The organism is Rhizobium sp. PEPV16 (assembly GCF_008919455.1).
In the GTDB taxonomy this organism is placed as follows: Bacteria; Pseudomonadota; Alphaproteobacteria; order Rhizobiales; family Rhizobiaceae; genus Rhizobium; species Rhizobium leguminosarum_Q.
The window spans coordinates 1-12,192 of the sequence record NZ_VSZV01000213.1 but is presented as its reverse complement, the minus strand read 5'-3'; the positions used below and the strand labels follow the sequence as shown (position 1 = coordinate 12,192).

At 60.0% G+C, this 12,192-nt stretch carries 11 protein-coding genes and 1 pseudogene; 3 read left to right on the top strand and 9 right to left on the bottom strand.

What is annotated here, in order from left to right:
- The 6 genes from FY112_RS37470 to FY112_RS06605 form a co-directional block, all read right to left on the bottom strand.
- Positions 1 to 176 (bottom strand): DUF4147 domain-containing protein (locus FY112_RS37470; RefSeq protein WP_246700623.1); only part of this gene is annotated, 176 nt, incomplete at its 3' end.
- 94 nt (positions 177 to 270) lie between these two features.
- On the bottom strand, positions 271 to 1,668 hold the full coding sequence (locus tag FY112_RS06625) for a dipeptidase (RefSeq protein WP_151518023.1): 1,398 nt from the start codon (positions 1,666 to 1,668) through the stop codon (positions 271 to 273).
- Positions 1,669 to 1,685: 17 nt separating this feature from the next.
- A complete protein-coding gene (locus tag FY112_RS06620; protein ID WP_151518022.1) occupies positions 1,686 to 2,744 on the bottom strand; it encodes an ABC transporter ATP-binding protein in 1,059 nt (352 codons plus the stop codon).
- 6 nt (positions 2,745 to 2,750) lie between these two features.
- Complete coding sequence (locus tag FY112_RS06615; RefSeq protein ID WP_151518021.1) at positions 2,751 to 3,542, bottom strand: ABC transporter permease; 792 nt, start codon at positions 3,540 to 3,542, stop codon at positions 2,751 to 2,753.
- Positions 3,539 to 4,363, bottom strand: coding sequence for an ABC transporter permease (locus tag FY112_RS06610; RefSeq protein WP_151518020.1), 825 nt, complete (start codon positions 4,361 to 4,363; stop codon positions 3,539 to 3,541). Before FY112_RS06610 ends, FY112_RS06615 begins: the two co-directional genes overlap by 4 nt.
- Positions 4,364 to 4,495: 132 nt before the next feature.
- Complete coding sequence (locus FY112_RS06605; RefSeq protein WP_151518019.1) at positions 4,496 to 5,536, bottom strand: ABC transporter substrate-binding protein; 1,041 nt, start codon at positions 5,534 to 5,536, stop codon at positions 4,496 to 4,498.
- Positions 5,537 to 5,645: 109 nt separating this feature from the next.
- Here FY112_RS06605 and FY112_RS06600 point away from each other — a divergent pair.
- Together FY112_RS06600 and FY112_RS06595 are read left to right on the top strand one after the other, a co-directional pair.
- A pseudogene (locus FY112_RS06600) lies at positions 5,646 to 7,627 on the top strand (adenine deaminase C-terminal domain-containing protein).
- Positions 7,628 to 7,736: 109 nt separating this feature from the next.
- Positions 7,737 to 8,036: a DUF6074 family protein gene (locus FY112_RS06595; RefSeq protein ID WP_151518017.1), complete on the top strand. Its 300-nt coding sequence runs from the start codon at positions 7,737 to 7,739 to the stop codon at positions 8,034 to 8,036.
- A 43-nt stretch (positions 8,037 to 8,079) separates the two neighbouring features.
- Here FY112_RS06595 and FY112_RS06590 read toward each other — a convergent pair whose 3' ends face one another.
- A complete protein-coding gene (locus tag FY112_RS06590) occupies positions 8,080 to 9,171 on the bottom strand; it encodes a PHB depolymerase family esterase (RefSeq protein ID WP_151518024.1) in 1,092 nt (363 codons plus the stop codon).
- A gap of 340 nt (positions 9,172 to 9,511) precedes the next feature.
- On the opposite strand from FY112_RS06590, the gene FY112_RS06585 reads away from it, so the two are divergent.
- Entirely contained in the window at positions 9,512 to 9,919 is a 408-nt protein-coding gene (locus tag FY112_RS06585) for a low affinity iron permease family protein (protein ID WP_017960158.1), read from the top strand.
- A 100-nt stretch (positions 9,920 to 10,019) separates the two neighbouring features.
- On the opposite strand, the gene FY112_RS06580 is transcribed toward FY112_RS06585, so the two are convergent.
- Positions 10,020 to 10,379, bottom strand: coding sequence for a low affinity iron permease family protein (locus tag FY112_RS06580; protein WP_017960159.1), 360 nt, complete (start codon positions 10,377 to 10,379; stop codon positions 10,020 to 10,022).
- 147 nt (positions 10,380 to 10,526) lie between these two features.
- Positions 10,527 to 12,192, bottom strand: a 1,666-nt coding sequence (locus tag FY112_RS06575) for a catalase HPII (RefSeq protein ID WP_151518016.1), incomplete at its 5' end; no start/stop codon positions are given.

Sequence of the window (12,192 nt, the reverse complement as noted above, 5' to 3'; positions counted from 1 at the left end):
CAGACGCTTTCAAGCGCCTGCGCCATCTGCGCCGCGCCCTTGCCGGCGCCGATCACCACGGTCCTTCCCTTCGGCCTTTCAGGCAGATGCGCCTTGATGCCGGTCAGCGGATCGGCGGCGCGAACTGCTGCGTCGAACAGGCTTTTCAGGAAATCGCGGGGAGCGGTTATCGTCATCGGTGGTCTCTGCTGCCTCGGTGTCGATGGTAATGTGGGGCGCTTGCTGCACCATAGCCTACTGCATAATGCAGCAATTCAAAGTGTTACAGCGTCAGTCGGCGAGGGCCGCCAGGATCCGGACCCAGGATCGTATGCCTTTATGGAAGCTGGAGAGATCGTATTTTTCGTTCGGGCTATGGACGCGGTTGTCGAAGCGGGCGAAGCCGACCAGCAGGGCATCGCATCCGAGCCGCCGTTTGAATTCGCCGATGATCGGGATCGAGCCTCCAGTGCCGGCAAGGGCCGTTTCGCATTGCCATTCGGTCGAAAGCGCCTGAAGCGTCCTGGTGAGAAACGGACTGTCGATCGGCATGACGGTTGCCGGCGAAAGCCCGTAATCCCTGAAGCTGACCGAACAATCCCGAGGGATACGTGCGCGCACGTGCCCCTGGAAGGCATCACGGATCGCCTGGGGATCCTGTCCTTCAACCAGGCGAAACGAAATCTTGGCGCTTGCCTTCGCCGGAATGACCGTCTTGAAGCCTTCGCCTGTATAGCCGCCACTCATGCCATTAATCTCGCAGCTCGGCCGCGCCCAGATCTGTTCGAGGACGGAACGGCCTGCCTCGCCGGCCGGATCTCTGAGGCCGATATCGCCGAGAAAGGCCTCCTCGTCGAAGGGCAGTCTTTTCCACAGCGCCTTGATGGCGTCGGGAAGCTCTTTCACGCCATCATAAAAACCCTCGACCGCGACGCCGCCATCGGCGCGCCGCAGGCTTGAAACCACGTCTGACAGCACCTGCAGCGGATTGCGCGCGGCATTGCCGAACATGCCGGAATGCAGGTCTTGATCGGCGCAGGTGACCTCGATTTCCGCACTAAAGATACCGCGCAGCATCGTCGTGACGGCAGGCGTTTCGCGATCCCACATATCCGTGTCGCAGACGAAAACCGCATCGGCCTTCAACTCGTCCGCCGTGGCATCCAGAAAGGGTGCGAGGCTCGGGCTGCCAGCCTCTTCCTCGCCTTCGAACAGCACGCTCACCTGCACCGGCAGTTTTCCGGTGACGCACTTCCAGGCGCGGCAGGCTTCGACGAAGGTCATCAACTGTCCCTTGTCGTCGGACGCGCCGCGCGCCACGATCGCGGTATCACCATTCGGCAAGGCTTCCATGCGCGGCTCGAACGGATCGCTCGTCCACAGCGCCAGCGGATCGACCGGCTGGACATCGTAATGGCCGTAAAACAGCAGATGCGGTCCGGACGCCGCCTTTTCATGGGCGACGACCATCGGATGGCCGGTCGTTTTGCGCACCGATGCTTCGAAGCCGATGGCAGCCAGATCCCGGCTCAGCCATTCGGCAGCAGTGCGGCAGTGATCGCGATAGGCCGGGTCGGTCGAGACGCTCGGAATGCGGATCAGCTCGAAAAGCCGCGCCAGGCTGCCATCGAGGCTTTTGTCCACATGGGCAAGAACGGCATCGATATCTTGGTCCATGGCACTAGTCATCGTCTCTCCTCAGCGTTTCAATCTTCCGGGTCGAGAATGCAGCATTGCTCGGCCACAGGCGTGAGCACCGCGGACGCCCCTGTTTCCAGTGGATCGGACAGCGACCCATTGGCGGTGATCTCTCCCGCTGATGTCATGCATTTGTACTGATAGGCCCGGCCGAGATAGGTGCGCGTGCCGAGCACCGCCGCGATGCCATTACCGTCACGGCTGACGGCAAGACCGTCTGCGCGGCAGGCCAGGACGAAGTCGTCCTTGATCGGCCCGAATGTTTCCTGGGACAGCTGCAGCCGCGCTCCGCCCGTTGTTTCGGCGGTCACAAGCGCGCCGTTGCGCGTGGTCACCTTCATGCGGATCAGGTTCTCGAAGCCGACGAAGCGGGCGACGAAGGCATTAGCCGGCTGGCGATACAGCACCTCCGGCGCATCGAGCTGCATGATGCGGCCGGCATTCATGATCGCCACCCTGTCGGAGATCGAGAACGCCTCTTCCTGGTCGTGGGTGACGTAAAGCGAGGTCGTGCCGTTGGCGCGCTGGAGCTGCCGGATCTCGACGCGCATGTCGATCCTGAGCTTTGCATCCAGGTTGGAAAGCGGCTCGTCGAACATCAGCAGCGGCGGCTCGATAACAAGGGCCCGGGCGAGCGCCACGCGCTGTTTCTGGCCGCCTGAGAGCGCCGACGGCAGGCGGTCGGCGAAGGCCGAAAGGCCGACGCGGTCCAGCATGGCCATCGTTCTTTTCGCCCGCTCCGGCTGGGGAATGCGGCGCTGCCTCAGGCCGAAGGCAACATTGTCCTGCACGCTCAGGTGAGGAAAAAGCGCGTAGTTCTGAAAGACCAGGCCGATGTCGCGCGCATGCGCGGGAAGTCCGGTCAGGTTGCGCGCGCCGAGCTTGATGCTGCCGCTGCTCGGCTGCAGAAAACCGGCCACGAGGCGCAATGTCGTCGTCTTGCCGCAGCCGCTGGAGCCTAGCAGGGAGACCAGCTCCCCGGCCATGACCGAGATCGACAGGTCTTTGAGCACCTGCGTGCTGCCGTAATGGGCGGAGATGGAATCGATGGTGAGGGATACGGTCAAGAGCTTCTACTTTGTCAGGAAGGTGAGGCCGAGCGTGGCCTCGACGACGGCCATGACGCCGACTGTCACGAACATCAGCAGCACCGAGACCGATGCGATCGTCGGATCGAAGAACTGTTCCATATGCGCAAGGATCTGGATCGGCAGCGTCGAGATACCCGGCCCGGTCAGAAAGACCGAAACCGACACGTCGTTGATCGAGGTGATGAAGGCGAGGATGAAGGCGGCAATGACCCCGGCGTGGATATTCGGCAGGACCACGGTCAGGAAGGTCTTCAATGGCGGGCAGCCGAGGCTGATCGCCGCCTCTTCGACGGATAAATCGAAGGCCGCCAGGCTGGCGCCGACGACACGCACCGAATAGGGCAGGATCAGCAGCGCATGGCCGACCAGCAGGCTGATGAAGATCGGCAGCCCGAGGCCGATCGTGACGGATTTCATCAGCGAAAATCCGAAGACGATCTCCGGCACCAGGATCGGCAGCACGAAGATGGTGGAAAGCCAGCGCGGCAATTCCACCCGATAGCGGTTGATCGCATAGGCCGCCGGGACGCCGATCAGCAGCGACAGCGCCGTGCCGAGAAAAGCGACCTGCAGGCTGGTGATCGCGGTCGTGCGGAAGGCTTCGATCTGGAAGATATTGACGAACCACCGCAATGTCAGGCCCTGCGGCGGGAAGGTCAGATAGGTCGTGTCGCTGACGGCCGCACCGATGATGATGACGAGCGGTGCGAGCAGGAAGAAGAAAACGCAGGCCGCAAAAGCGGCGAGGATCGGGTGAACGCGCCTGTCCATCATACCGCCATCGGATTGAGCCGGCGTGCGATGCGGCTCATGATCAGGACGACGCCCAGCGTCAGCACCACCATGATGGCGGCGATCGTCGATGCGCCGACCCAGTCGAAGGTCACCATGGCGCGCTGGTAGAGGAAGGTCCCCATCATCATCTGCTTTTCTCCGCCGAGCAGTTGCGGTGTCGCATAGGAGGTGAAGCTGCCGGTGAAGACTAGGACCGCACCGACGATGAGGCCGGGTGTCGCGAGCGGCAGGATCACCTGAAAGAATGTCATCAGCGGCCTCGCGCCGAGCGAGGCGGAGGCATCGATCAGATCGCGCGGGATACCTTCAAGCACGCCGACCAGCGTCAGGATCATCAGGGGAACGAAGAGATAGACCATGGCGACGATCACCGAACCTTCGGTATAGAGCATCGAAAGCGGCTCCCCGATAATGCCGGTCGAGATCAGCATGGCGTTCAGAATGCCATTCTTTCCGAGAATGATCAGCCATGCGAAGGATCGGACGACGACACCCGTCAGCAGCGGAAAGACCGCTGCGACGATCATGATGCTCTTTGCGCGACCGGGCATCTGCGCGATCACATAGGCGGTGATGAAACCGACGGTCAGGGAGATCGCCGTCGTGACCAGGGCGATCTCCAGCGTCCGATAAAGCACCGCCCGGCGAAAGCCGCTGCTGAAGAATGTCACATAGGGGGCAAATATGCCCTTCGGCTCCGCAAAGGTCGCCGCGATGGTGATGGCGACGGGAATAATGAGAAGCACAACGACGGCAATCGTCGCCGGCATCGTCAACACCCATCTGGCAAAATGCTTCATCTCAAAACTCGTGGCATGTCCGGATATCAGGAGCGCCGCATCTCGGATTCGGATGTGCGGCGCTTCCAGGTCTGGCCCAGGTCTAGCCCAGGACTGGCAATGAACCGGTCTCAGGCCAGGATATGGCGCAGCTTACTGACCGAAGACTTCGTTCCAGCGATCGATCCAGTCGGCCTTGGCAGCGTTCATCTTGGCATAGTCGATGCGGGTGAGGCCTGCCACCATATCCGGGCCATAGGTCCAGATCTTCGCTTGGTCCGGCGTCAGGCTGACCTTTGTCGAGATCGGCGCATCGACGCCTTGTTCGGCTTCAGCCTGCTGGACTTCTTTGGACAGGATGAAGTTGATGAACTGATGGGCGAGTTCGACATTTTCCGAACCCTTCGGGATGTTCACGGTGTTCAGCGTGGCAATGTCGCCGTCCTTGAGCTTGGCCCATGTCATCGTCGGAACGGCCGCCTGCATCGATGCCAGGGTGAAGTCCTGGGCCAGTGCAACGCGCACTTCGCCTGTTGATATCAGGTTCACCAGCTCCGAGCCGGTGTTGTAGTTCTTGACGACATTGGGCTTGAGCGCCTCGATTTCCGAGAAGGCCTTGTCGGTGTCTTCATAGGCATCCGCGCCGCCATGTTTGCCGGCTTCCAGCACGACCAGCGGGCCGGCCGTGGTGGTGATGCCGGGCAAGGACACGGCGCTTTTCAGATCGTCGCGCCACAGGTCGCTCCAGGCGGTGATCGGCGGATTGACCTTGGCGGAATCATAGACGATGCCGACGCGACCGATCGTGTAGGCGGGGCCGTATTTGCCCTGAGGCGCCTTGCCCAGCTCGTAAATATCCGCGAGGTTGGGGATCTTCGACGGATCGATCTCCTGGAACAATCCCTGTTCAATGCCGAGCTGCGAGAAGCTGTCGGTGAGATAGATGACATCGACGCCCTTGCCATCGCGCAGTTTCAGCTTGTTGAGCCGGTCGGCATTGTTGCCGGTCTCGAACACGATCTCGCAGCCGCAGATCTTCTTGAACGGCGTGATGATGTTCGCATTCATCTTCTCGCCGTTATAGCCCCACCAGGAGATAGTCAGCGTCTTCGATTGCGCATGTGCCGCAGCGGTGCTGCCGACGGCGGCAAGCAGCGCAAGAGACAGGATTCGGGCAAAACGTCTGGCCTTCATGAGCAATGTCCTTCTGTGAAAAGCGGCGTTGGCAATCGGGATCATACCCCCAGGATTTGAGGGATACTATTTTTTGATCGATCGGGTCGCAAGCTCAATAATTGAGCAAATACGCTCCTGTGCGAGGAATTTTCCAAGACCGGAGCATCGCTTTACACATCGGCGTGTGGTCTTTACGGTCCGGCGGTTCCAGCTTCCAAGGGCATTCCATTCATGGCCACTTCGCGCACTGTTCTTCCTGATGATCTGCTGATCAACGCGTCCGACGAGGTTCTGACGCGGCAGGATCTCGTGCTGACGGCGCTCGGACGCCGGCCGGCCGACAGGTTGTTGCGGGTCGGCCGGTTGCTCGATGTCCATACGAGGACGTGGCTTGACGATCAGGAGATCGTCATCAAGGGCCGCCGTATCGCCTATGTCGGCCCCACCGGCAGTTACGCAGGCGAAGTGAGCGAGCGGTTCGCCGAGCCCGATCTTGCGGGCGTGCCGGGCTTCGGCGAGGCACACAAACATATCGAAAGCTCCCATCTGACGCCGGAATGGGAGGCGGCTTTGGTGATGCCTCATGGCGTGACCTGGACATGCGAGGCGAGCCACGAATTTTCCAACGTCAACGGCGCCCGCAATCTGGAATTCTGGCTGGAAGCGCGCCGGCGCGGATCGCCGATGAAAATCTTTCCCCTGCCTGGCTCCGCCGTCCCTCCGACCGCCTATGAATGGGGTGGCGGCTGGTTCGGCTACGATGAGCAGAAGGCCTTCCTTTCCGAAAGCCTGATGGTCGCCGGGCTCGACGAGGTCATGGACTGGCCGTCCATATCCGATCCCGGCAATCCTTCCTACGATCGGCTGTGGGGCATGATCGGCGCGACCTTCGAGCAGCGCGGCGTGGTCGAAGGCCACGGTGCCGGACTGCGCGACATGGCCTCGATCAATGCCTTTGCCGCGGCAGGTCTCGCCTCCGATCACGAAGGCTGGTTTCTCGATGAGATCTGGCAGAAGCTTCTCCACGGTCTTTTCATCGAGCTCAGGCCGCATTCCCTGCCGGAGGTCATTCGCGGGCTGATCGACAAGGGTCTGACGGACTGGTCGCAGATCGCTCTGGTGTCCGACGACCGCAGCGCCTCGGACACACTGAAAATCGGTGCGACCGACCACAATGTCCGCCTCGCCATTGAAAACGGCCTTGCGCCGGAGATCGCCATCCAGTGCGTCACCCTCAATCCGGCACGCCATATGCGGCTGACGCCATGGGTCGGATCGATCGCGCCGGGCCGTTTCGCCGATATCGTTCTTCTCAGCGACGTCGCCAGCCTGTCGATCGAAAAAGTGTGGGCGGACGGGCGTCCTGTGTCCGAGGGTGCGACATTCGTTGGCGCGCGGCCTGAAATCGACTGGCCGCAATGGGCGACGCGCACCGTGAAAATAGACAGGACGGTCACGGCTGACGATTTCCGCATCGAGGCGCCGCCGAACCGGACCACGGTCAACGCAGCACTTTTGCGGCCGTTTCACTGGCACGACGATTTCATCACCATGGAATTGCCGGTGGAAGAGGGCGCCGTGCAGCGGGATCCCGCGCGCAATGTCACCAAGTTCTCGATTGTCGACCGGTTTTCCGGGGAGGCCAAGGTCTCCAGGATGTTCTGGCTGGGCACCGGGCCGCGCACGCCGGAGACGGCGCTCGCCTCCACGCTCGGGCACGACAAGCACAATATCTGGACGGTCGGCTCATCCGACGAGGCGATGGCGATATCAGTCAATGCCTTGAACGAGCAGCAGGGCGGCTGGGTGCTGGTATCCGCCGGCAAGATTCTCGCCCGCGTCCGATACGAAGTCGGCGGCCTGATGACGGCGCGTTCGGCCGAAGTGCTCGATGCGGAGATGCAGGCTCTTTATGCCGCCGGCGCCGGGATCGACTGGATGTACGAGCCGACCTTTTCGCCTCGATGGTGGCCGGGCTTTCCCGAGCGCCTGTCGTTTGCGACGCTGACCTGCTCGCCCTGGCGCTGGGTCCTGGTCGCACCGTCGGAGCTGGCGCCGGAGGGGTTCGTGAACGTGCTCACCGGCAAAACCCATCCGATTGTCTGGTGACATTGCGGCCCGCTAAATTTCCACCTGATTGATCTTCTTACTGCAGCAAATAGAAAGCATTAACCATAGTCCCGTAGACAACGAACAGGATCAAAGGAACCTGTGTTCGATGGCTACTGAAATGACCCGCCGGCCTGCCGGCGCCAATGAAGGCAAGATTATTGCCTTTCCCGCTGGAACCGGAACTGCCAATGTCGAGCGCTGCGCTCGCGAACTCGGCCGGCGGCACGGCGCAGATGCGATAGATTTCTGGAAGGCCGAATGCCGCAGGCTTGCCGATCAGCTTCTGGCGGCAGGGATGCCGGAGAGCGATGTCAGTCAGCGGGTGTTGCAGTTTCAGCAAGATGTCCAGAGCGAACTCGTCTTCAGCCACCAAAACGGACCACTGCCCAAGTCTCAAAACCGATAGTGGCGATCTCGCGGGATTCTGACTGCCGTCATATGCCTTGCGATTACCGCATCAGCCCGGCGGACCGGAGGGCATCTTCAATAACCTTCTGAATGCCGCCTCGGTCGCTGCCTGCGCCGAATGGGCCTGCGGCGTTTTCGGGTTGCGCAGCAGAGGCTTTTGCATCGCGCCGTTTTTCAAATGAGGGCACCAGACCCCAGGACCTGGCAATTTCGACGGTCGAGGAAATTCCGACGTCAAGCATGAAGGGGCCGCTTGCCCCGTAGCCGGTGCCGACATCGAGCGGCGTGCCGTGATCCATCCCGGCAATCGTATGGAGCTCGATCACCTCGACACCGTGAGCATCGGTCCAGACCTTTCGCTGATGTCGTCCGATATCTTCGACACGCCCCGGCGATGCGTCGACGCCGTGGATATTTCTCCATTGCTCCACGATCGCATTCGCATTGGATGACACGACGGTCCTATCTGCGGTTCCCTGCCAGAGTGATAATGTCGGCCATGGGCCTTTATGGCCTGAGGCGTTTCTCAACCGCAGTTCAAGCTCTTTGCCAGTCGGGCAACCATGGCCACGCATCCGGTCGAACGCCTCGGGAATGGTTGCGGCACTTGCATATGGCAGGCCTGCGATGATCGCGCCGCCTGCAAAAACCTCGGGATAGGTCGCAAGCATGGCTGCGGCCATGGCGCCGCCGGCCGAAAGCCCGGTCACGAACACGCGCCTGCTGTCGATACCGTGTTCCGCAACGACTTTTGCGATCATCTGGCGAATGGAAAAGACCTCGCCGTGATCCCGGCTTATGTCCTCCGGGTTAAACCAATTGAAGCAGAGGTTTGGGTTGTTTGCCCGTCGTTGTTCGGGAAACAGCAGCGCGAAGCCATAGTCCTCGGCCAATCGCGACCACCCGGACCCGATATCATACCCGGCGGCAGTCTGGGTGCAGCCATGCAGGACAACGATCAGCGCCATGTTTTTCCCGCGCTTTGACGGCAGATAGATGTAGCCCCCCAAAGCGCCCGGGTTTGAGCCAAATGCGTCCAAGGCGACGAGATCGGGGTTGTCCTGCGAGGGTCGGGCGCGAAGGGTTCCTCGCAGCGCAGCAAGGCGTGCGAGGGTGTCTGACATAGATCTCATGAAAGTCTCCGCCAATCAGCAGCCAGGATGGCGGTGATGCTGGACTAAACGCGTGAGTCTACGAAAAGGTTGCTGCGCTGCACAATGTTTTCTGGCGCGTTTTTGGTTGGGCGGGCCACTTCTCCTGAGCGAACCAGCTAAGCTATTCAGATATCTTATTTCTTTTGCCGGCAGGGGGAACATCCGTGAAGGTACGGGTTATCAGCGACAATCTTCTCCGCGGGCAGCGAAGGAGGAGCGTCGGTCCTCTTGATTGACCTCGGCGGCGCGAGGAACTTCGGCCCGTATGTAGAGTTGATGTTGTCGATTGACAGAATTGCGACCCAACGAGGCTTTACAGATGTCGAACAAATCCAACTTCTTCTCTTCCTTTGCGACCACCGTCGCCGATCTCTCGGGAAAGCCGTTCACCTTTGTAGCGGCTTTGGCGCTGGTGCTTGTCTGGGCGGTTTCCGGCCCCTTTTTTGGCTATTCAGAGACCTGGCAACTTGTGATCAACACCACTACCACCATCATTACCTTCTTGATGGTATTTGTGTTGCAGAACAGCCAGAACCGTGACGGAAAGGCTCTGCAGGCCAAACTTGACGAACTCATCCTGACGAGCCAGGCGGCCAATAAGTTTGTCGGCATCGAAAAGTTGGATGAGGGAGAACTCAGGGAAATGAGCAAGACCCTTGCCGAGAAAGCAGAATGCGTCGAGGACAAAGCGGATGAGAAATCTGCCGCAGAGGCAGCGTCAGCCTAGGACATGTCGCGTAAAACTGTGCAGCAGTTTTGCGATAACGACACGCGTAACAGTAAAGATCTGAAGCGCGAGGAGCGAATCTGAAAGATTGCGACACGCTTTAGGTCGAGGTCTCTGAGGTTTGGCCGTGGTGTAGCTGGCGCATTCCCTCTATCGCGTCGGCATCTTTCTTCTCAGCCGCAATCCAGTGGTTTCCTGCTTCGCTCGATCGGATCAGTTCGTCGAGCTTGGCATGGAGCGCCGTCATGTCCCGGTTTTGGGAGTGCTGCACCAGCAGCAAGATAAAAAATATGATGAGGGTACCCACCATATTGGTCAGCAAAAACCACTGCCTTGGGAAGGAAAAGCTGAGACCCACTGCCGCCCAAATGGCTGCGAACGCGATCAGCGTGACAGGAACCACACGATGGCCTGCCCACAAGACGACCAAATCAGAGATCTGTCGAAAGTGCGAGCGCATACGGCTCTCCACAGCGCGTAAAACTGGAGATGGAGCAGCTTCCATCACCTCAGCTCAATAAATAGGGCACCGCAAACGACATAAAACCCGCGTTTCCGCGGGTTTTATTCGACGACTAGCCCCTCGTGCCGTTATGGCGACGAGACGTCAATTCAATTTGACCGATGGCTCCCGGCCCCAGACACGCAGTTTGCCAAGCGCCTTGATAAAAGCCGGAACGTCTTTCGCCGCTCCGAGCGCCATCACGCCCTCATCCAGTGAATCGGCAATTCCGGCCTTCTGCATAAGCGGCAACGCTGTTTCCACATAACCGATGTACTTGCAGTGTACGAAGGCGTCCGCCACGAAATCGCGGGCCGTTGCCTCCTTCAGCAGATCGGCGGTTCCCTCGGCTGAGGGGAGGAGGGCGACGGCGTCGTAAAGTACTGAAGGTCCGCCGTCGATCATCTGATGCGCCTCGATCCAGTTGCCGTCCGAGAGCGTCACGCCGCCGATCTTTGGCGCGATCACTTCGAATGCTGCCTTCTGCTCCGTGATCTCCGCAAGCAGCGCCTTGAAGACGGCGGCATCGGTGCCATCGCTGACAAGAATGCCGAGCTTGCGTCCTTCGAACCGCTTCGGACCGCGCTCTATGATGCTCAGCGCCGGCGACGGCTCGAGATCCTGCCGCGTCGGCATGGCGGCATCGGCAGGCTTCGGCATCGATTTGAAGCCGAGTGCGTGGCCGACCTTGCTGGCCAGCGTCTCATCGATGTTCATCAGATGCGAGACCATACGCTCACGAATGACCGGCGTTTCGACCTTGCTCAGTTCGAAGATGAGCGCAGCAGCGATATGGCGTTGCTCCGGCGGAGTCTGGCTGATGTAGAACTGCCGGGCCTGGCTGTAATGATCGGCAAAGCTTTCCGGGCGCAGCCGAACCTTGGGACCCTGTTCTTCGGCAGGGAAGTGGCGGTAGCCTTGAACCGGCGATTCCCGCGGTCCCTGATTCCACGAGTTCGGCTGGTAATTGACGCGGCCGACAGGATTGCGCATCGCCATATGGCCATCCTGCTGAAAATTGTGGAAGGGACACTTCGGCGCGTTGATCGGCAGATGCGTGAAATTCGGACCGCCCAGACGTTTCAGTTGCGTGTCGAGATAGGAGAAGTTCCGTCCCTGCAGAAGGGGATCGTTGCTGAAGTCGATGCCAGGGGGCACGTTCTGCGTCATGAAGGCGACCTGCTCGGTCTCTGCAAAAAAGTTGTCGGGCATTCGGTCGAGCACGAGACGGCCGATCGGTTTGACCGGAAGGATCTCCTCGGGAATGATCTTCGTCGGATCGAGGATGTCGAAGTCGAACGTATCGGCGAAATCCTGATCGAAAAGCTGCACGCAGAGTTCCCATTCGGGGAAGTTTCCCGACTGGATCGACTGCCAGAGGTCGCGGCGATGGAAATCCGGATCCGCGCCATTGATCTTGACTGCCTCGTTCCAGGCGACGGACTGCAGGCCGAGTTTCGGTTTCCAATGGAATTTGACGAACGTCGATTCGTCCGCTGCATTAACGAAGCGGAAGGTGTGAACGCCAAAACCCTCCATGAAACGGAACGATCGCGGAATGGCGCGGTCCGACATCACCCACATGATCATGTGCATGCTTTCGGGCGTCAGCGTGATGAAATCCCAGAAATTGTCATGCGCCGACTGCGCCTGCGGAAATTCCTTGTCGGGTTCCGGCTTTACGGAATGGATGACATCGGGAAATTTAATCGCATCCTGAATGAAGAAGACCGGGATGTTGTTGCCAACGAGGTCCCAATTCCCCTGCTGC

Coding starts and splice junctions, on each gene's coding strand:
- FY112_RS06625 (WP_151518023.1), bottom strand. CDS start 1,668: ATGACTAGTGCCATGGACCAAGATATCGATGCCGTTCTTGCCCATGTG.
- FY112_RS06610 (WP_151518020.1), bottom strand. CDS start 4,363: ATGAAGCATTTTGCCAGATGGGTGTTGACGATGCCGGCGACGATTGCC.
- FY112_RS06590 (WP_151518024.1), bottom strand. CDS start 9,171: ATGAGATCTATGTCAGACACCCTCGCACGCCTTGCTGCGCTGCGAGGA.
- FY112_RS06580 (WP_017960159.1), bottom strand. CDS start 10,379: ATGCGCTCGCACTTTCGACAGATCTCTGATTTGGTCGTCTTGTGGGCA.
- FY112_RS06615 (WP_151518021.1), bottom strand. CDS start 3,542: ATGATGGACAGGCGCGTTCACCCGATCCTCGCCGCTTTTGCGGCCTGC.
- FY112_RS06595 (WP_151518017.1), top strand. CDS start 7,737: ATGGCTACTGAAATGACCCGCCGGCCTGCCGGCGCCAATGAAGGCAAG.
- FY112_RS06605 (WP_151518019.1), bottom strand. CDS start 5,536: ATGAAGGCCAGACGTTTTGCCCGAATCCTGTCTCTTGCGCTGCTTGCC.
- FY112_RS06585 (WP_017960158.1), top strand. CDS start 9,512: ATGTCGAACAAATCCAACTTCTTCTCTTCCTTTGCGACCACCGTCGCC.